General features: G+C 62.8%; 14 protein-coding genes and 1 pseudogene. 8 read left to right on the plus strand and 7 right to left on the minus strand.

The window, feature by feature from the left end:
* Positions 1–28: 28 nt before the first annotated feature.
* The 3 genes and pseudogenes from NKH04_RS20410 to NKH04_RS20420 all read right to left on the minus strand — a co-directional run bounded on the left by NKH04_RS20410 (position 29) and on the right by NKH04_RS20420 (position 3,811).
* The gene (locus NKH04_RS20410) at positions 29–2,350 is read right to left on the minus strand and encodes a xanthine dehydrogenase family protein molybdopterin-binding subunit (RefSeq protein ID WP_352837847.1); all 2,322 of its coding nucleotides are present in this window, start codon (positions 2,348–2,350) and stop codon (positions 29–31) included.
* Positions 2,347–3,329 (minus strand): annotated as a pseudogene (locus NKH04_RS20415) (FAD binding domain-containing protein). The gene NKH04_RS20410 and the pseudogene NKH04_RS20415 overlap by 4 nt, the downstream one beginning before the upstream one ends.
* On the minus strand, positions 3,326–3,811 hold the full coding sequence (locus NKH04_RS20420; RefSeq protein WP_352451438.1) for a (2Fe-2S)-binding protein: 486 nt from the start codon (positions 3,809–3,811) through the stop codon (positions 3,326–3,328). Before NKH04_RS20420 ends, NKH04_RS20415 begins: the two are co-directional and overlap by 4 nt.
* A gap of 716 nt (positions 3,812–4,527) precedes the next feature.
* Between NKH04_RS20420 and NKH04_RS20425 the strand changes: the two genes are divergently transcribed.
* Positions 4,528–5,160, plus strand: coding sequence for a TetR/AcrR family transcriptional regulator (locus NKH04_RS20425; RefSeq protein WP_023677324.1), 633 nt, complete (start codon positions 4,528–4,530; stop codon positions 5,158–5,160).
* Between the two features lie 23 nt (positions 5,161–5,183).
* On the opposite strand, the gene NKH04_RS20430 is transcribed toward NKH04_RS20425, so the two are convergent.
* Positions 5,184–5,624 carry a lipid-binding SYLF domain-containing protein gene (locus NKH04_RS20430; protein WP_352451439.1) on the minus strand — a complete coding sequence of 147 codons (441 nt, stop codon included), beginning with the start codon at positions 5,622–5,624 and terminating at the stop codon, positions 5,184–5,186.
* Between the two features lie 265 nt (positions 5,625–5,889).
* Between NKH04_RS20430 and NKH04_RS20435 the strand changes: the two genes are divergently transcribed.
* Positions 5,890–6,822, plus strand: a complete 933-nt coding sequence (locus NKH04_RS20435; RefSeq protein WP_352472182.1) for a hypothetical protein — start codon at positions 5,890–5,892, stop codon at positions 6,820–6,822.
* 19 nt (positions 6,823–6,841) lie between these two features.
* Here the strand turns inward: NKH04_RS20435 and NKH04_RS20440 are convergent, their stop codons facing one another.
* Together NKH04_RS20440 and NKH04_RS20445 are read right to left on the minus strand one after the other, a co-directional pair.
* A complete protein-coding gene (locus NKH04_RS20440) occupies positions 6,842–8,344 on the minus strand; it encodes a serine hydrolase (protein WP_352472204.1) in 1,503 nt (500 codons plus the stop codon).
* Positions 8,345–8,529: 185 nt separating this feature from the next.
* Positions 8,530–9,963 carry a coiled-coil domain-containing protein gene (locus NKH04_RS20445; RefSeq protein ID WP_352472183.1) on the minus strand — a complete coding sequence of 478 codons (1,434 nt, stop codon included), beginning with the start codon at positions 9,961–9,963 and terminating at the stop codon, positions 8,530–8,532.
* A 451-nt stretch (positions 9,964–10,414) separates the two neighbouring features.
* On the opposite strand from NKH04_RS20445, the gene NKH04_RS20450 reads away from it, so the two are divergent.
* The 6 genes from NKH04_RS20450 (at position 10,415) to NKH04_RS20475 (ending at position 16,170) form a co-directional block, all read left to right on the plus strand.
* Positions 10,415–11,155 (plus strand): ATP-binding cassette domain-containing protein, encoded by a 741-nt coding sequence (locus NKH04_RS20450; protein WP_352451444.1) that lies wholly within the window; start codon positions 10,415–10,417, stop codon positions 11,153–11,155.
* 55 nt (positions 11,156–11,210) lie between these two features.
* On the plus strand, positions 11,211–12,272 hold the full coding sequence (locus tag NKH04_RS20455) for an ABC transporter permease (protein ID WP_352472185.1): 1,062 nt from the start codon (positions 11,211–11,213) through the stop codon (positions 12,270–12,272).
* 51 nt (positions 12,273–12,323) lie between these two features.
* Complete coding sequence (locus NKH04_RS20460; protein WP_023677316.1) at positions 12,324–13,328, plus strand: sugar-binding protein; 1,005 nt, start codon at positions 12,324–12,326, stop codon at positions 13,326–13,328.
* 47 nt (positions 13,329–13,375) lie between these two features.
* Complete coding sequence (locus NKH04_RS20465; RefSeq protein ID WP_353044829.1) at positions 13,376–14,125, plus strand: SDR family oxidoreductase; 750 nt, start codon at positions 13,376–13,378, stop codon at positions 14,123–14,125.
* Positions 14,126–14,308: 183 nt separating this feature from the next.
* Positions 14,309–15,217, plus strand: coding sequence for a DUF930 domain-containing protein (locus NKH04_RS20470; RefSeq protein WP_353044830.1), 909 nt, complete (start codon positions 14,309–14,311; stop codon positions 15,215–15,217).
* A gap of 152 nt (positions 15,218–15,369) precedes the next feature.
* Positions 15,370–16,170: a class I SAM-dependent methyltransferase gene (locus NKH04_RS20475; RefSeq protein WP_352472187.1), complete on the plus strand. Its 801-nt coding sequence runs from the start codon at positions 15,370–15,372 to the stop codon at positions 16,168–16,170.
* 64 nt (positions 16,171–16,234) lie between these two features.
* Here the strand turns inward: NKH04_RS20475 and NKH04_RS20480 are convergent, their stop codons facing one another.
* A complete protein-coding gene (locus tag NKH04_RS20480) occupies positions 16,235–16,810 on the minus strand; it encodes a dihydrofolate reductase family protein (RefSeq protein ID WP_352472188.1) in 576 nt (191 codons plus the stop codon).
* Between the last annotated feature and the right edge of the window lie 32 nt (positions 16,811–16,842).

Here is a 16,842-nt window from a genome sequence, read left to right on the forward strand (position 1 = left end):
CCAATGCGCCGACAGTCCCAACCTCCGCCTAAATCAGCTTCTCCAGCGTGATCGGCAGGTCCCGCACCCTTTTCCCGGTGGCGTGGAATACCGCGTTGGCGATCGCCGGCGCCACGCCGACAATGCCCAGCTCGCCGACCCCCTTGCCGCCAAGCGCCGAGGAATGCGGATCGGGAATACCGACCGAGATCACCTCGATGTCGGGAATGTCGGCATTGGTGGCGATGAGATAGTCGGCGAAATTGTCGTTGACGATGCGCCCATGCCGGCGGTCGACGATGCCCTCCTCGAGCAGCGCCTGGCCGATGCCCATGATGATGCCGCCCTTCCATTGGCTTTCGGCGAGCTTGGGATTGTAGAGCCGGCCCGAATCCAGCGCCGACACCACGCGGGAGACGCGAACCGTGCCAAAGTCCTCGTCGACACGGACTTCGATGAAATGCGCGCACCAGCTGTGGCGGGAATAGTCGCCCTCGGTGTGCGGCAGCGCCATGGCTATGGTGGTGTAGTTCTTGTAGCGGTCCTCGACCGTCGAATTGGCCGGCATGGTGTCGCCCTTCGCCTCGATATGCTCGCGCCCGACGCTTCTGAGCAGTTCGGCGATGGAAACTTCAGGGCCGTTGCCGCGCGGCGAGGCGATGCGGCCATTGGCGACGACGAGCGTGTTGGCCTGCAGCGCATGGAACGGCGAAGCCGGATCGCTGATGGCGAGCCCGATCAGCTGGTCGAGCGCGGCACTCGCCGCCTTGTGGACGGCGCCGGTCATCACCCCGGCCAGCCGCGAACCGCCGGTGACGCCGGCACGGGCATAGCGGGAATCGCCAAGTTTGACGACGACGTTTTCCGCCGGCACGCCCACCACCTCGGCGGCGGTCTGCGCCAGGATCGTGTAGGTGCCCTGCCCCATGTCGATCGATGAGCTTTCGACCTCGACCGAGCCGTCGGCGAGAATACGCACGACCGCCTCGCCATAGGCGCGCCGCACCGGATAGGTACCTGCCGCGACACCCCAGCCGATCAGCTGGTTGCCGTCGCGCATCGAACGCGGCCGGGGGTTCCGCTTCGACCAGCCAAAGGCTTCGGCGCCGGCCGCAAAGGCCTCACGCAGCTGCCGTGTCGACCACGGCTTCTTCGCATGCGGGTCCTGCTCGGCATAGTTCCTGAGCCGGATTTCCAGCGGATCGATACCGACCTCATAGGCGAGCTCGTCGATGGCGCTTTCGATGCCGAAGGCGCTCGGGTTCTCGCCCGGCGCGCGCAATGCCCCCGGCACCACCGTGTTGACCCGCACGACGTTCTGCCGCGACGAGAAATTCGGCGTCGCGTACATGACCGAGGTGACCGAGCCGAGCGGCTCGACCCACATGCCGTCGACCGAGGTCTCGTTGACGCCGCGATGCACGATCGACTGGATCTGGCCCTCCGCGTTGGCGCCGAGCGCCACGGTCTGGCGCGTCGCCGCCCGTCCGCCATAGGCGGTGAAGGTCTGCGGCCTGGTGACCGCCAGCTTCACCGGCCGTCCCAGCATTTTCGCCGCGACTGCCGCTACAGCGCCGTAGCCATAGGCAAACGCCTTGGAGCCGAAGCCGCCGCCAATATAGGGCGAGACCAGTCGTACATTCTCGAACGGCACGCCGAACCATTCGGCATAGCTCCGCGCCATGCCGTCGAGCCATTGGCTCGGCTCCCAGACCGTCAGCTGGTCGCCCTGCCACTTTGCGATCAGGCCATGCGGCTCCATCGGCGCCTGGTATTCGCGCGGCGTGTTGTAGGCGTTGCAGATCCTGACCGGAGCCGAGGCGAACGCTGTCTCCGCCTCGCCCCATTCCTTGGTCATCGCATCGACGGGGATGCCGTCGCCGGCCTTTGGATCGCTGAGGTCGACGATCGCCGGCGCCTCGTCATAGGCGATCTTGACCAGCGCCGCGGCGGCGACCGCCTGCTCGAAACTCTCGGCCACCACCGCCGCGACATGCTGGCCGCTGAAGGTGATGTCGCGCGCCAGCGGGCAATAAGCGACGTCCGGCGGCGGCGTGCCCAGCCAGTCCGTTGCGGTTCTCAGCGGCAGGATATTGTCGGGCGTCAGCACCAGCAGCACGCCGGGCGACGCCTTGGCCGCGGCCGTGTCGATCGAACGCACCCGGCCGGCGGCAATGGTGCTCTCGACCAGCACCGCATGGGTAAGCCCCTCGAGCTGCTGCTCGACGGCGTATTTGGCGGCACCGGTGATCTTGGCCGGGCCGTCGACGCGCGACAGCCGGCCGCCGACCTGGTCGGCGAGGACGGCACCGTCCGAAGCGTCGCCGCGTTTGGCATCGCCGGGTCTTGTTCTCAACTCGTGAACGGTCATGCCGTTTCTCCCATTTTGAGGATGGCGCGGGCGACGACGCGCGGCGCCAGTTCGATCTTGTAGTGGTTGGCGCCATGGTCGACGGCGCCCTCGACGGCGAGCAGGCTGGCTTGCCTGACGACCTCCGGCTCGAGCACTTTGCCTTTCAGCGCCTCTTCGACGGCAAGGGCGCGCCATGGCTTGGTGGCGACGCCGCCAAGCGCGACGCGCAGATCGCGGATCGTCCTTCCGTCGGCCTCGAATTCGATGCCGACCGCGGCACTTGCCGCGGCGAATTCATAGGACTGGCGGTCGCGGACCTTGAGATAGGTCGAGCGGCGGGCGGCCGCCGAAGCGGGAATGCCGATCGCGGTGATCATCTCGCCGGGCTCAATCGCATGCTCCCTTTCGGGCGTGCTGCCCGGCAACAGGAAAAAATCATCGACGGCGATCTGACGGTCGCCGAGATGGACAATCGCGTCGAAGGCGACGAGTGCAACCGCCAGGTCGCCGGGATAGGTGGCGACGCAGGCCTCGCTGGTGCCGAGCACGGCATGGCCGCGGGTGACGCCGCCAATCGCCGAGCAGCCGCTGCCGGGCGAGCGCTTGTTGCAGGCGGGGAAATTCGCCGGATCGCGGAAATAGGGGCAGCGTGTACGCTGCATCAGATTGCCGCCGATCGTCGCCATGTTGCGCAGCTGCGCCGATGCCGCCTGCCACAGCGCCTCCGAAACGGCAGGGAACCGGCTCTTGATACCGGCATGGTCGGCGACGGTGCTCATCCTGGCCAGCGCCCCGACCGTGGCGCCCCGGTCATCAACGGCAATCGTGTCCAGTCCTTGAGATGGGTGATGTCGACCACGGTCTCGGGTTCGGCAACGCCGCATTTCGCGAGATCGACAAGCGTCGTGCCGCCGGCGAGAAGCATGACGCCGGGAAGTGCTGCTGCCTCACGGGCTGCATCGACGGAGCCGGCGCGGAGATACGAAAAGTCTCTCATGACGCGGCCTCCATGGCCGCCTGGCGCACGGCGGCGACGATATGCGGATAGGCGCCGCAGCGGCAGAGATTGCCGGCCATGTATTCGCGGATCTCCTCATCCGAGCCGGCATGGCCTTCGCGAATGCAGGCGACCGCCGACATGATCTGGCCCGGCGTGCAATAGCCGCACTGGAAGGCATCCTGTTCGAGGAAGGCGGCCTGCACCGCATGCAGCGTGCCATCCTCCCCGGCAAGCCCTTCGATGGTGGTGATGTCCCTGCTTTCAGCCTGAGTGGCAAGCGTCAGGCAGGCCAGCACGCGCTGGCCGTCGATATGAACGGTGCAGGCGCCGCACTGGCCCTGGTCGCAGCCCTTCTTGGTGCCGGTCAGCCCGAGATGGTCGCGCAAGGCGTCGAGCAGGGTAACGCGCGGTTCGACCTCCAGCTCGTGTCGATGTCCGTTGATTCGAAGTTGGATTGGAGTTCGGGTTTTGCTTGTCATGGGGCGTCTGGCTCCAGTTGCTTGACGCGGGAGGGGATGATCTGGTGCCCGGCCGGCGAGCGGCAAGGTCAGCTTATGGCTAGGTGAAGGCTATCTTCCTCTTGGGGGAAGTGCCCGGCAGGGCAGAGGGGGTCGGTTCGACTTGGCGCGAGCTCCGGGAGGGCTGCGGCTTGGGAGGTCGAAAGACGTGACATACCCGATCCCGTGATTACATGAGAAAGGCGCTCCAGAATCGGAGGCGCCTCCGCTTATTACCTAAGGGCCTGCTCCGTCCTGTTCAAGCCCAGGATCGAAAATGATCAAAATTGGAGGAAATTGGCAGGCAGCCGGCCGTCGTGCCTGGAGACAAAAAAGCACCACCGGCCCAAGCCGGTGGTGCTCTCTGAACTGTCTGTAGGGGCAGGACAGTCCAATGATCCTGAGGGGATCGTGCTCAACATGGGCTCATTTTTGCCCCACGGCATCGGCCGAACAGATGACGAGTGCCGGCCGCGAGGAAATATCCTCCGTCGTCATCCTCCGGACGTCATCCACGGGCCGTGCACTGGAGGCGGGCAAGATGCCTCGCCTGCCGGAACGCCGGCCCAGACCCGATCCTGTGATTATATTTACTTGCGATTATATTTGTCGGAGACGTAACGAAGGTGGAAGCGTCTGCGTTCTTGAAACGGGGCCTGCCTATCCGGGTATGCTTCGGATCAGCACTGGAGAAAAAATTGGCCGCGGAGCCGCCCGTCATTTCTGGAGACAAAACCGAAGCCGCCGTTGCAAAGCCGCTGCGCGCCGACGCGCAGCGCAACCGCGATGCTCTGGTCGAGGTCGCGGCAAAAGCCTTTGCCGCGCAAGGCGTCGATGCCTCGCTGGAGGAGATTGCGCGCCAGGCCGGCGTCGGCATCGGCACGCTCTACCGGCATTTCCCAACCCGCGAGCACCTGGTCGAGGTGGTTTATCGGCGCGAAGTGGAAGGACTGTGCCAGGCGGCCGACGAACTCGCCCGCGATCATGCGCCCGACATGGCGCTCGAACAATGGATGCAGCGCTTCGTCGACTACATCGCCACCAAGCGCGGGCTGTCGACAAGCCTGCGCATCCTGCTCACGACCAACTCAACCCTGTTCTCCGACGTTTCCGGCAGGGTGACGCTCGCCTTGCGGCGGCTGATCGATGCTGCGGTCGCCGACGGCTCGATCCGCGGCGATGTCGATGCCTCCGACGTGCTGCATGCGCTGGGCGGCATCTATTCGGCCCCGGACACCAAGGACTGGCGCGATCGCTCGCGCCGATTGGTGTCGCTGCTGATGGATGGGCTGCGGTTTGGAGCGGCCAAATCCGGCCCATCCAAGGAATAACGAATGCAGTGACTGTCCTTATTTCATTTCAGCGAGATGCTCATACCGCTGAGATCGGCATTGACTTGCAGGCCTACCTGCCTGCCCGTGAGTTCGAGTTGGGCACCCTTGTCATTGGTCATGACGATCACCTGGGCTCCTTTGCCGAGCGCGCCGCCACCGCCCGCTGCACCGTACACCCCCGTCACATCCCGGGCGCGGCGTATGTGGCGCACGGTACCTTTGAAATAGGTCTTGGAGGCGCCGAAGGCGAGGCCGCCCGAGATGCCGCCGACCGAGATCGGATATCGGCGACCATGGAAGGTCAGTGTGCCCTCGCCTCCGGAGCCGCCGATAAAGAAGGCCGCCTTGTAGACGGCGAAGCGGATCGTACCGCTGTCGGCATGCGCGACGCTGGCAAAGCTAACTGCCGCCGCAGCGATGACGGCAACTGCGACTGAACGAAATCTGGACGAAATCTTCATGATGAGAACTCCTCAAGATCGCCGCATGCCCAGCCGGCCGGGCACGTCGGCGTCGTATCAAAGTCATAGCTGAACAGTCTCGCCGGTCATTGGTTCCAAGCACGCGGCCTGAATCCGGCTGCGAGAAGACCGCCACGAAACGAGGCGGATGGCGAGCGTAGTCCTGGCTGTAAGAACAGTGGCCGAATGGTGGGGATGATCGTAGGTGTTGAGGCGGAATGGTATTAGTCTGCGCTGTCTGGGGTTTCGGGAGCGCGGCAAAGCAATGGACTTCAACTCACGACATGGCTACCTGCTGATCGGTGGCCTGATCCTGGTCGGCGCCGGGCTCCTGGTCGTTTCGCTGATCGTCAATCTTCGCGTGGCGCACAGTGTGCGTGACGACGTACGCCATCGTGAAAAGCTGCTGGAATATTATCGCAATATCTTTTCGCAGCTGGGCGTGATCCTGATCGGGATTGGCGTGTCCCTGTTCATCTTCTTTTTTCAGCAGAATTATCAGGACCAGCGCAAACGCGAAACGGAGCTCCAGCAGGTTCTCGCCAAACTGGCAGCGCGTGTTGCCCGCGGCAGCGCTGTCGTGGAGGCCCTCGGCGAATTCGACGCGCTGCTGGATGATGGCGGTGCCTATGTCAGTCCGGAACACGGCGGTGACAACGCCGCTGTCAGCGCCCACGGAACGGGGCTTGCCAAGCAGGTTTCCCAGATCCTTCTGGTCGAGCGCGACGTCGATGTTCAGGGGTTCGATATTCTCAATCTGTCACGCGATTTCGAAGCATCGTTCGTCGTCAACGAGCTCAACCCAATGCTTTGGTTCAACATCGTCCGGAACGAGAGCGACATCAAATATGCCACTACCCAGATCGCCCTGGATTACAAGGACCTGCAGGATGCGATCGGCGGCGAGCCGATCGAGGTTGCGATTGCCAATCCCGAAAAGGAGCGGAAGATCAAGCAGGAGGTGCTCGACGTCTTTTATGATGCCGATCTGCTGCGCCAGCGCAGCAGGCGGTTTCTCGGCCGCGCGTGCTGGCTTTTCAGCACGGGGCGCGGCTTCGTCAAGCTTGCACCGGCCAATGAAATCGAAGCCGATGCCAGATCGCACCAGGAATGGATCGACCGGTCGAAAGGCTTCCTGACGCAGTTGAAGTCGGGAAGCGGCAATTGCTTCAAATTGCTTCAGTTCGGCCCGGCATAGGCTCCCTCACCGCCGGTGGCTAATCCCCCACGCGCCGCAGCGTGCCGAGATGATTGTCGTTGAGAAAATCAACGGTCATGGCCGACGCCTTGCCGTCGGGGCCGAGGGCAAAGCTGACAGCCGAAGGCCTGTCCGGCATCTCGGCATCGGGGAAGGTCACGAAGAGGTCGCGGTTGAAATGCTTCAGTGGATAAGACCGCGCACCGGCAGGCCCGACCTTAAGGACAAGAGCGTCTCCTTCGCCCGACACAATAGCTTCGCCGAAGAAGTCGTTGAAGTAACGGCCTGCATAGGCACTGGCCGGCTCGGCCGGACTTGCTGGAGAGGGCGGCGCGGCATAGGTGGCCTTGGCCGCCGCAATCACCGGGCCGAACATGCTCGCATAGATATCATTCCATGCCTTTATCTTATCCTTGCCCAGGGTTCCGTCGAAGACGAGATCGGCGAAGCTGTCGGACAGCCCGTCCGGCACGCCTGTCGGAAAGGCGTTGGCGATGACGACGATGCCAAGCTTCTCCTCGGGGAAGAGCATCACCAGACTGCGTGCGCCGGTGCTGAAGGCGCCCGCATGACCCCAGATCAGCCCGTGCCGGCCGAATTCGATATTCCAGCCGAGGCCGTAGAAGGCCTCGCCTCCGGAGACGGGGTTCTTGCCGCGAACCATCAAGGGAATATGTGTCTGTTCCAGCGCATCGGCGGCAATGAGTCTCTTGCCGGCATAGACCCCGTTGCCGAGCACAAGGCGCATCCATTGCGAGAGGTCGCGTGCGGTGGAGCTGACGCCGCCTGCTGGCGCCTGCGCATCCGGATAGCGCTGGACCTTCGCGGTCCAGGCGCCATCGATTTTGGCGTGGAGCTCGGCGCGGTTGGCGTGCTTGATGAAGTCCGAATGACGGGAGCTGGTCGAGGCCATTCCAAGCGGACGGTAGAGCTTCTCTTCGGCGACCTCTTCCCATGATTTACCCGTCGGCTTCGCGGCCGCGACCGCACCCTCGGTCAGTCCGAAATTGCTGTAGGAATAGCCCGCACGAAAGCTCGATGACGGCGACGCGAACCGCAGCCGGCGCAGGATCTCCGCGCGGTCATAGCCGATGTCCTCGAGGTCGTCGCCGGCGGTGCCGGGAAGCCCGCTGCGGTGCGCAAACAGGTCGCGGACCGTGAGTTCGCTGGTCGGATAGGGCTGAGCGAGCCGGAAAGCCGGATCGAGGTCGGCGATCTTGGAATCCCACGAAGCGATCCCGTCGCTGACCAGCGCCGCCACGACGGTGGCGGAGACCGGCTTGGAGAGCGAGGCAATCTGGAAGACCGTGTCAGCATCGACGATCTCCGGTTTTCCGGCTTCGCGATGCCCGAACCCCTTGAGGAAGATCACCTCGTCGCCGTGCACGACGCCGATGGCCAGACCGGGCACGCTACCATCCGCGACGACGCCTTCGGCAAGCAATTCGAGCTTCGCAATGGCCGCGGCGACCCGGTCGGGCGTAATGGTGTCGGCCGACGCCGCCTTCGGCGAAAGCACCATGATTGCGATGACGGCCAACCTCCAACGGAGGTGGTTCCGGTTTGTGAATAGCCGCACGCTCAGCCCCCTCCGCCTCACCGGCGTGCACTATTGCAGCCTGACGCAGGGGAGGCCAGCCCCAAGGATCGCTTCCATCGACGGATGTTCGCTTCGCACCAGTCGAAATTCAGACAGCCGCGCCTGAGCTACGAAGCAGCGCGCAGGCGAAGGCGCCGCCTGCTGGCGCGGGCCTTCTCCGCCACCGCGGCGGTGATCTCGACCACGCCGTCTTCACGCGGTCTGGCGTTGGTGGCCTTGTGGAGCCGCTCATAGGGCAACAGTTCCTTGACCCGGGCTTGAAGCGACGCGACTTCGGCTCGCAGATCCTCGCATTCCTGCCGCTGGACGTCGAACTGTATCTGTTCGGATGCCTGCTGCAGGGAAAGCTGCGAAAAATTCGCGCTGACCGCGGAAAGGTTCATCTTGTCGTGTTCGCTCTCCTTCGTGAGAGCGGACAATTTTTGCTCGACAATTTGCTTTTCGGCCACCGCGTCGCTCGCTTGAGCCTTGAGCCTGGCGATCTCGGTGACGGCTTCGCTGTTGTGGTTGGAGGCGGCTTCCAGCCGCGATCGAAGGTCCTCGATTTCAGAACGCAAGCCGGTCATCTCCGCGACACTGCGTGCAAGCTCGGCTTCCCTGTCACCGTCCCTGAGGCGGGCCGCTTCCGTTATTTCCGATAGCTTCGTCTGCGCCATATCGAGCGATTTCTGCAGCCGCATTTCCTCTTTCTCGCTCTTGCCAAGCGCGGCCAGCAGTTCGGAAACCTGCGCGGCGTCATTGGCATGGACGGTCGAGAGTTCGTCCAGCCTGTGCCGCGCCTCGGCCTCCCGTTTCAGCGCCTTGTCGAGATCGATCGACAGACTGACATGCTTCTCCCGCAGCATCTCGTTCTCGCGCGAGCGTCTGTTGGCCTCGACCGCTCTGGCCGAGAGCGTTTTGACAAGCTCGCCGAACTCGGCCTCGCGTTTTGCGCTCGCATTGCCTGCGACGACGAGTTCCAGCCTTGCCGCAGCCAGCGCGCCGCGAAGTGCTTCCTTGTCCTCGACCAGGCTCGCCTCGTGCTGCTGCAGGGCCTCGATAGCGCTGTCGCGCTCGCGCTGCTTTCTGGTTGCATCGTGGAGCTGTTCGGACAGCACCCTTTGCTGCGCGGTCAGGCCGGTATTTGCCAGCTCCAATTCGTTGGCGCGAAGAATGTCGCCGTGAAGCAGTTTCAGGAATTCGCCCGTCAGATGATGCGAGGTCGCGATCTCCGACAGTTTCGCATTGATCTCCCCCAGATACTCCTGCGCGTCGTGAAAGAGCCCATCGACCGCATTTAAGGCAGCCAGCCGGGTTTGCGTATGGGGGGACAGCCGTCGTGCGGTCTCGAAGGCGTCCGCATTGGCTTCGAGCTGCGAGCTGTCATCCGTTGTCGCGAGATTCTCATCCGATACCGTCTCATCCGGCACAGTGACGTCGTTCAACGGCGACTGATCGTCCACATTGAGACATTCGCTAAACGCATCCGCCAAATCGGTTTCGAGCTCCTTGAACGCTCTCTCCACTGTCTCGGCACGCTTGATCAAACCTTTGAAATTCATGACCGAATATCCCTCTCGTGCAGCGCCGGCAAGGAGCGGATTTTCAATACTTGACCCTCGCCTCCCCCGAATGCGGGTTCATCTCCTGACGTGCGCTCTGGCCGACGCACGCTAGGGACAGGCTTGGCCACTGTCCTCGTGTGTTTGAATGACGCATAGCCGTGTTCTGCCGCGCTCCATACCCGAGGCGTTGGCACCGCTCGAAAAATGCCCACTCATTTCACCCGAAACGGATATGAAGCGGCGCAAGCATGAGGATCGCCTGGTGGCTGTTGTACGGATCGGCCGAGCGCCTCGGTGCTCTGCAGCAGCTACAAGTCACACTTGGACGAGGCGCGTTACGGCCGGAAGGCCTGACCTAATAAATGATTGTGTTGAATACGTTTCGCTGATTAGCTGCTGTGCATTGACCAGGGACAAGACCGATAAATGTTGTCCCGGGAGGACCGCGATGCCGGTGCTTGAGGTTTGCCACGTCTCCAAGAATTTCGGGGCTATCCAGGCCCTGACTGACGTCAGCTTCCAGGTGGAGCGAGGCGAAGTCGTTGGTCTGATGGGGGACAACGGCGCCGGCAAGTCGACGATAGTCAAGACTGTGGCCGGGAATTTTCCTCCGAGCGACGGCGAAATTGTAGTCGAGGGCGAGGTGTGCCACTTCCACCAGCCCGTGCAGGCCCGCGCCAAGGGGATCGAAGTTGTTTATCAGGACCTGGCGCTCGCCGATAATCTGACGGCCGCGCAGAACGTCTTTCTGGGGCGCGAGATCAAGAAAGGCTTCTGGCCGATCAGGATTCTTGACAAGCAGGCGATGATCGATCGCTCGGCAGCGCTGTTCAAGGAACTCAAATCGGAAACCCGGCCGCGCGACCTCGTCAGGAAGATGTCGGGTGGGCAGCGCCAGGCGGTCGCCATCGCGCGGACCCGGCTTTCAAATGCCAAGCTGGTGCTGATGGACGAACCAACGGCCGCCATCTCCGTGCGCCAGGTGGCGGAAGTACTCGAACTGATCCGACGCCTCAAAGCACAAGGAGTCGGCGTCATGCTGATCAGTCACCGAATGCCTGACGTGTTCGCCGTGGCAGATCGCATTATCGTCCTCAGGCGGGGCTCGAAAGTTGCCGACAAGCCAGCCGACAAAACATCGCCCGAGGAAATCACTGGACTGATAACGGGGGCCATCCGTGGCGAATAGTGTTCAGGAGTCAATTGGCGTTCAGGGCTCAGTCGAAGAACATGGCCGGCCGGCCATGTCGGATTTCGTCCCGACCAAGGAAAAAACAGTTCTCCAGCGTGTGATTTCAAGTCAGCCCTTCTGGGTGACGATCGCGCTCATCGCGCTCGTCATGTTGATGACTGCGATGGAGCCGAGCTTCGGCACGTCTGAAAATGTCGCCAATGTGACGCGCAATTTCGCACCTTTCGGCATCATGGCACTTGGCATGACGATCGTCATCATCACCGGCGGTATCGATCTGTCGGTCGGCTCCGTCATGGGTCTCGTGGTCATCGTCGCCGGCCTGTTCCTCACTTGGCATTATCCCTGGTACGTCGCCTTCGCCATGGGCCTTTTCTCCGGTCTGGCCTGTGGCGCGGTCAACGGATTCTTTGTCGCCTATGTCGGGATGCCGTCCTTTGTGGTCACCCTCGGTATGCTGTCCGTCGCGCGCTCGCTGGCGGTCGTATTCTCGGCCAACCAGATGCTCTACCAGTTCGGGCCCGATGCTCCGATCGTGAAGGCAATCGGTCAGTGGAAATGGCCGCGGCATGGTCCGAACGACTGGGCACCGCATTGGATACCAGAACTGTCGTCACAATTCTGGACCATGGTGATCTTGGCCCTGATTCTCGGCTTCGTATTCAACTTCACAGCCTGGGCCCGGCATCTCTTCGCCATCGGCGGCAATGAGGAGGCGGCACGGCTCACCGGCGTTCCGGTCAACTGGATTAAATTCCAGGCCTATGTCTTCTCGGCTTTCACCGCCGCGCTCGCCTCGCTCCTGCTCCTCGGCTATAACGGCTCGGCCATCAATGCCATGGGCCAGGGCTACGAGCTGCGCGTTATCGCCGCGACAGTCATTGGCGGCGCCAGCCTCATGGGCGGCGCCGGCACGGCCTTCGGTGCGATCATCGGTTCGGCCTTCCTCGAGGTGATCAGGAATGCGCTGCTGATGGCCGGTATCGATTCAAATTGGCAGGGTGCCTTCGTCGGCGCCTTCATCGTTCTTGCGGTTCTTTTGGGCATGCAAACCGGCGGCAAATCGATTCTCGCCGCGTCGCTGGCAGTCTTGATGCCCAAAAAACGCCGCTAGAAACCCGCCGGCGGGAGGCTTGCGGGATCACACCCAGGAGGAGAACGTCACATGAAAAAACATCTGCTGACGGCCGCCGTGGCGCTTGGCGCAATGGTGCTCGCCGTTTCCGGCGCCCAGGCGAAATACACCTTCGCCCTGGTGCCGAAGAACATGAACAATCCTTTCTTCGACCAGGCACGCGACGGCTGCAAGAAAGCCGAGGCCGAATCCAATGGCGCCGTGGAGTGCATGTATATCGGCCCCGGCGAACATGGTGGTGGCGACGAGCAGGTGCAGATCGTACAGGACCTCGTGGCCAAGAAGGTGGACGGCATCGCCGTGTCGCCATCGAACGCCGCGGCGATGGCGGTTGCGCTGCAGGCCGCCAAGGAAGCCGGCATCCCGGTCCTCACCTGGGACTCCGATCTCCTGCCCGAAAACAAGGATCTCCGCGTTGCCTATATCGGCACGCACAATTACGAAATCGGCGAGAACCTCGCCAAGCTTGTAATGCAGATCAAGCCCAAAGGCGGCACGATCTGCATCCAGTCCGGCGGCGCCGCGGCGGCCAACCACAACGAGCGCATGCAGGGCATTCGCGATACGCTTTCGGGCACCAAATCGGCGGCCTCGCCCGGGGATCGGCTGACGGGCCAGAACGGCTGGACCGAAATCGAAGGCTGTCCGCTCTACACCAACGATGATTTCCCGCTTTCGGTGCAACAGTTCGAGGATATCATGGCGAAAAACCCGAACCTCGACGCATTCGTCCCAACCGGTGGCTTCCCGCAGTTCATTCCCGATGCCAACCGCGCCGCGGTCGCACCGTACAAGGACAAGATCGCCTCGAAAGCCCTGGCCCTTGTCGTTGCCGACACGCTTCCGGTACAGATCGACCAGATGAAGGAAGGTTTCTCCCTTGGCCAGGTCGGCCAGCGGCCGTTCGAGATGGGCTACAAGACGATGATGGCGCTGAAGGAAATGAAGGAGGGCAAGGCTCCGCCGGCCGACCCGACCTACACGGGCCTCGATGTCTGCACTCCGGAGACAGCCGACACTTGCGTCGCCAAATAGTGCTTTTGGGCGGGAGGAAACTCCCGCCCTTTTCACAGGGGATCTCAATGCCGGAATTGTTCTCGCTCAAGGGCCGTGTCGCATTGGTCACGGGTGCCTCGCGTGGTCTTGGTTTTGCCATGGCCAAGGCACTTGCGGAAAACGGCGCGACGGTGATCGTCAATGCGCGCGACATGGCCGCCCTTTCCGCGGCCGCCGAAAGGATCGGTGCAGAAGCCCTGCCGTTCGATGTCACCGACGCGGCGATCTCAAGGGCGTCGCTCGAAGGAATCGTCGAACGCCACGGCCGCCTCGATATTCTGGTCAACAACGCCGGCATCCAGCATCGTAAACCGCTGGTCGAATGGCAGGACGAGGATTTCAACCATGTGGTTGCCGTCAATCTGTCGGCTTGCTTCCGCATGATGCGCGACGCGGTGCGCCTGATGCTGCCAAACAAGTTCGGGCGCATAATAAACACCGGATCGGTCGCAGCGAACCTTGGCCGTCCCACCATTCACGCCTATGTGGCGGCAAAGGCGGGCCTGCACGGGCTGACACGCTCCACTGCCGCTGAGCTGGGCCGTCACGGCATCACCGTCAACGCGATCGCCCCCGGCTATTTCGCCACCGAGCTCAACACCGCACTTATGCGCGACGAGGCCTTCACCAAATGGGTCGAGGCACGAACCCCCGCGGGCCGCTGGGCCCAGCCTGAGGAGCTCGGCGGAGCCGTGGTGTTTCTCGCCTCCGACGCTGCCGCTTACGTCAACGGGCACGTGCTGGCGGTTGACGGCGGGCTATCGGTTTCCCTGTGATTTCAACCGGCGACACCGTGCCGGCAGGGCGTGCCTGCTAGCCGCCTGAAATGACGACTTGCCGCATGCGCTGCTGGCCCGGTCCCCTGCGCGGACGCCGACGCCACACGATTGGATGCCGCGCCGTGTTGCAGCCGCCGACTATCGATTCGCAACGGGTTATTTCGACGTCCGGCGGCATCGATGCTTGATGCCGCCAATATTTCATTCCACACACCGGTCATGATGAGAAACGACATACGGGATCAGCGCCGGGTTTTCGGGTGGGCCTTGCCTGCCTCCGCGGTCGTGCATTTGCTCGCCGCCGCGCTTCTTTTGTCCGCACTGCCGCTGTCGCCCCCGCAGCCGCAGAAGGAGCAGCCCATCGCAGTTGATATCGTGCCGCCGCCTAAACCGCCGGAAAAAACCAAACCTCCGTCCCCCGCTGAACCGCCCAAGCCGGAAAAGCAGCCGGAAGCCAAGGTCGAGACGCCGACGAGCCGTGAGGTCACCGCGCAGAGACCTGTCTTCCAATTCGGTGAGAAGGACGCCGGTCCTCGCAAGTCTCTGGACGGCAACAGTGCGGAGGATGGTTCGGAACAACCGCCAGCGCCGCAAGTTCCCAGTAACCAGGATCTTGCACAGCCACCTGCCGTGACAGCGGTCGAGGGGAAAGACCAGGCTCCGTCGCCTGGCGCATCACCGCCGCCGAAGCCCAGGCCAGCGGATGTCAAGGAGCAAAAACCCTTGAAGCTTCAGCAAGCCAAGACGTTGTTCTCGGAAGCAGCAACCGGTGATCCGATAGCGACAAGCGCAATGGGCAATATACCCCGCCCCGTGCGGATCGGTCAGCTCTGCCTCACGGAATTGCGCGAACAGTTGCGCCGCGCCTCGCCCCCCTATTTTCCCGACCTCTTGCGTTCATTCAGGCTGAAGGAAGGCACTATCATGCAAGTTCCCAGGACCGCCTTCCGTGCCAACGGGCAGTGGTACGATTTGAGCTATCGTTGCGAGGTCGATCCGGACGCGACGAAAGTCATTTCCTTCGCCTTCCGTGTCGGAGATCCGGTGCCGCGCAGCGAATGGAAGCGCCGCGGGTTGCCCGCCGAATAGGTGGTCGAGGCCACGGAGGCTGGCTGGTCGGCGCCGTCAAATCCGGCCGGCGATGTCTTCGCGCGCTCCGGGCTGCCGAACCAACACGCGCCAAAAGTGGCTTTCGTCAGCGGCCGCCGAAGTCTAGCATACGGCTTTGGGAGGAGGCTTCGATGACTTCAAGTTTCAATGTTCATCATGCTGCCGGCTATGAGCAGCTCATGGGCCGCTGGAGCCAAAGACTCGCGCCGCTGTTCATCGACTTCGTGGGGCTTGCCGACGGCGAAAACATCCTCGACGTCGGTTGCGGTACCGGCAGCCTGACCTTCGCGCTCGTCAAGGCCGCTGACCTCGGCGAGGTCGCGGCGATCGACTTTTCGGCCGTTTTCGTCGAGGAGGCAATCCGACGCAACACCGATCCGCGGATAAAAATCCGTCAGGCGGATGCCTGCGCCCTGCCCTTTGAGGATGGCGCGTTCGACCGTGCCCTAGCCCTGCTCGTGCTCCATTTCGTGCCCGAAGCCGGCAAGGCAGTCGCCGAGATGCGCCGCGTCGTGCGGCCGGGCGGCGTCGTCGCGGCGACGGTATGGGACCATCTCGGCGGCATGCCGGGGATGCGCATGATGATCGACACGGTGGCGGTGCTCAGTGAAGGCGGACGCCAGTTGCGTGCCCGCTATTGCACGCAGCCGATGATGCAGCCGGGTGAAATGAAACGGACCTTTGTCGAACAGGATCTCCGCGACGTTACGGAAACCCAGTTGATGATCCGCATGGACTACCAAAATTTCGATGATTACTGGGCGCCGATTGCCGCCGGCGAAGGGCCGCTCGGCAAGTATGTGGCCGCGCTCGACCCGGAAGAGCGGGCGCGCACCGACGCCGCCATGCGCGACGCCTATGAGGCCGGCCGGCCCGACGGCCCGAGGTCCTTTGCCAATGTCGCCTGGGCCTGCCGCGGCGTCGTTGCCTGACGTTGGCGCTAATGCATGCCGTGTAAAAAGCGCATCGCATGAGGCCGATCGAACGCGACGCGCTTTAGCCGATCCCGTAGACCAGCCCAACGCGGCCGTCCGAAAGCTGTTCGACCTTGCGCAGTTCGAGCCCACGACGATTTTTCGCCGTCCCAAACAGCGCCTTTCCTTCACCGGCGAGCAGCGGATAGACGATGAGCCTGAGCTCATCGACCAGCCCGGCATCGATAAGGCTCGCGGTAATTCGGGCGCCGCCCATAAGGTAGATGTCCTTGCCGGGCTGCTGTTTCAGTGCAGCGATATCCTCGAAATTCCGCACGAAGCGCGTCTTTGGCCAGGCCGCCGAAGTCATTGTGTTCGACAGCACATAATGCGGGGTCTGCGCGGCGAAGCGGGCCCATTCGAGCTCGGCCGGCTTCGGCAATTTGCCGGTCATCGGCAGCGGCTTGTCGGGCTCGTTCTGGATGGCGCTCCAGTAGCGCTCGTAGCCGGCATACATGACGCTGCCAAGCAGGCAAGCGTCGATTTGCGGCGTCAGGCCGTATTCGTCCGACCACGCGTCGACCCAATCGGCGTAACCCTCGGGCCCCTCCATCTTGCCGTCGACGGAAATTTTCATTCCAGCGATTAATTTGCGCATGACTTCCTCCATCAGGCTTGCGGGATGCAAGC

It is taken from the genome of Mesorhizobium sp. M1365 (assembly GCF_040317865.1).
In the GTDB taxonomy this organism is placed as follows: domain Bacteria; phylum Pseudomonadota; class Alphaproteobacteria; order Rhizobiales; family Rhizobiaceae; genus Mesorhizobium.

What these genes read in the sequence shown, in the direction of transcription:
- NKH04_RS20410 (WP_352837847.1), bottom strand. Translation starts at nt 2,350, where the DNA reads ATGACCGTTCACGAGTTGAGAACAAGACCCGGCGATGCCAAACGCGGC.
- NKH04_RS20420 (WP_352451438.1), bottom strand. Translation starts at nt 3,811, where the DNA reads ATGACAAGCAAAACCCGAACTCCAATCCAACTTCGAATCAACGGACAT.
- NKH04_RS20430 (WP_352451439.1), bottom strand. Translation starts at nt 5,624, where the DNA reads ATGAAGATTTCGTCCAGATTTCGTTCAGTCGCAGTTGCCGTCATCGCT.
- NKH04_RS20435 (WP_352472182.1), top strand. Translation starts at nt 5,890, where the DNA reads ATGGACTTCAACTCACGACATGGCTACCTGCTGATCGGTGGCCTGATC.
- NKH04_RS20440 (WP_352472204.1), bottom strand. Translation starts at nt 8,344, where the DNA reads ATGGTGCTTTCGCCGAAGGCGGCGTCGGCCGACACCATTACGCCCGAC.
- NKH04_RS20445 (WP_352472183.1), bottom strand. Translation starts at nt 9,963, where the DNA reads ATGAATTTCAAAGGTTTGATCAAGCGTGCCGAGACAGTGGAGAGAGCG.
- NKH04_RS20450 (WP_352451444.1), top strand. Translation starts at nt 10,415, where the DNA reads ATGCCGGTGCTTGAGGTTTGCCACGTCTCCAAGAATTTCGGGGCTATC.
- NKH04_RS20455 (WP_352472185.1), top strand. Translation starts at nt 11,211, where the DNA reads ATGTCGGATTTCGTCCCGACCAAGGAAAAAACAGTTCTCCAGCGTGTG.
- NKH04_RS20460 (WP_023677316.1), top strand. Translation starts at nt 12,324, where the DNA reads ATGAAAAAACATCTGCTGACGGCCGCCGTGGCGCTTGGCGCAATGGTG.
- NKH04_RS20465 (WP_353044829.1), top strand. Translation starts at nt 13,376, where the DNA reads ATGCCGGAATTGTTCTCGCTCAAGGGCCGTGTCGCATTGGTCACGGGT.
- NKH04_RS20470 (WP_353044830.1), top strand. Translation starts at nt 14,309, where the DNA reads ATGCTTGATGCCGCCAATATTTCATTCCACACACCGGTCATGATGAGA.
- NKH04_RS20475 (WP_352472187.1), top strand. Translation starts at nt 15,370, where the DNA reads ATGACTTCAAGTTTCAATGTTCATCATGCTGCCGGCTATGAGCAGCTC.
- NKH04_RS20480 (WP_352472188.1), bottom strand. Translation starts at nt 16,810, where the DNA reads ATGCGCAAATTAATCGCTGGAATGAAAATTTCCGTCGACGGCAAGATG.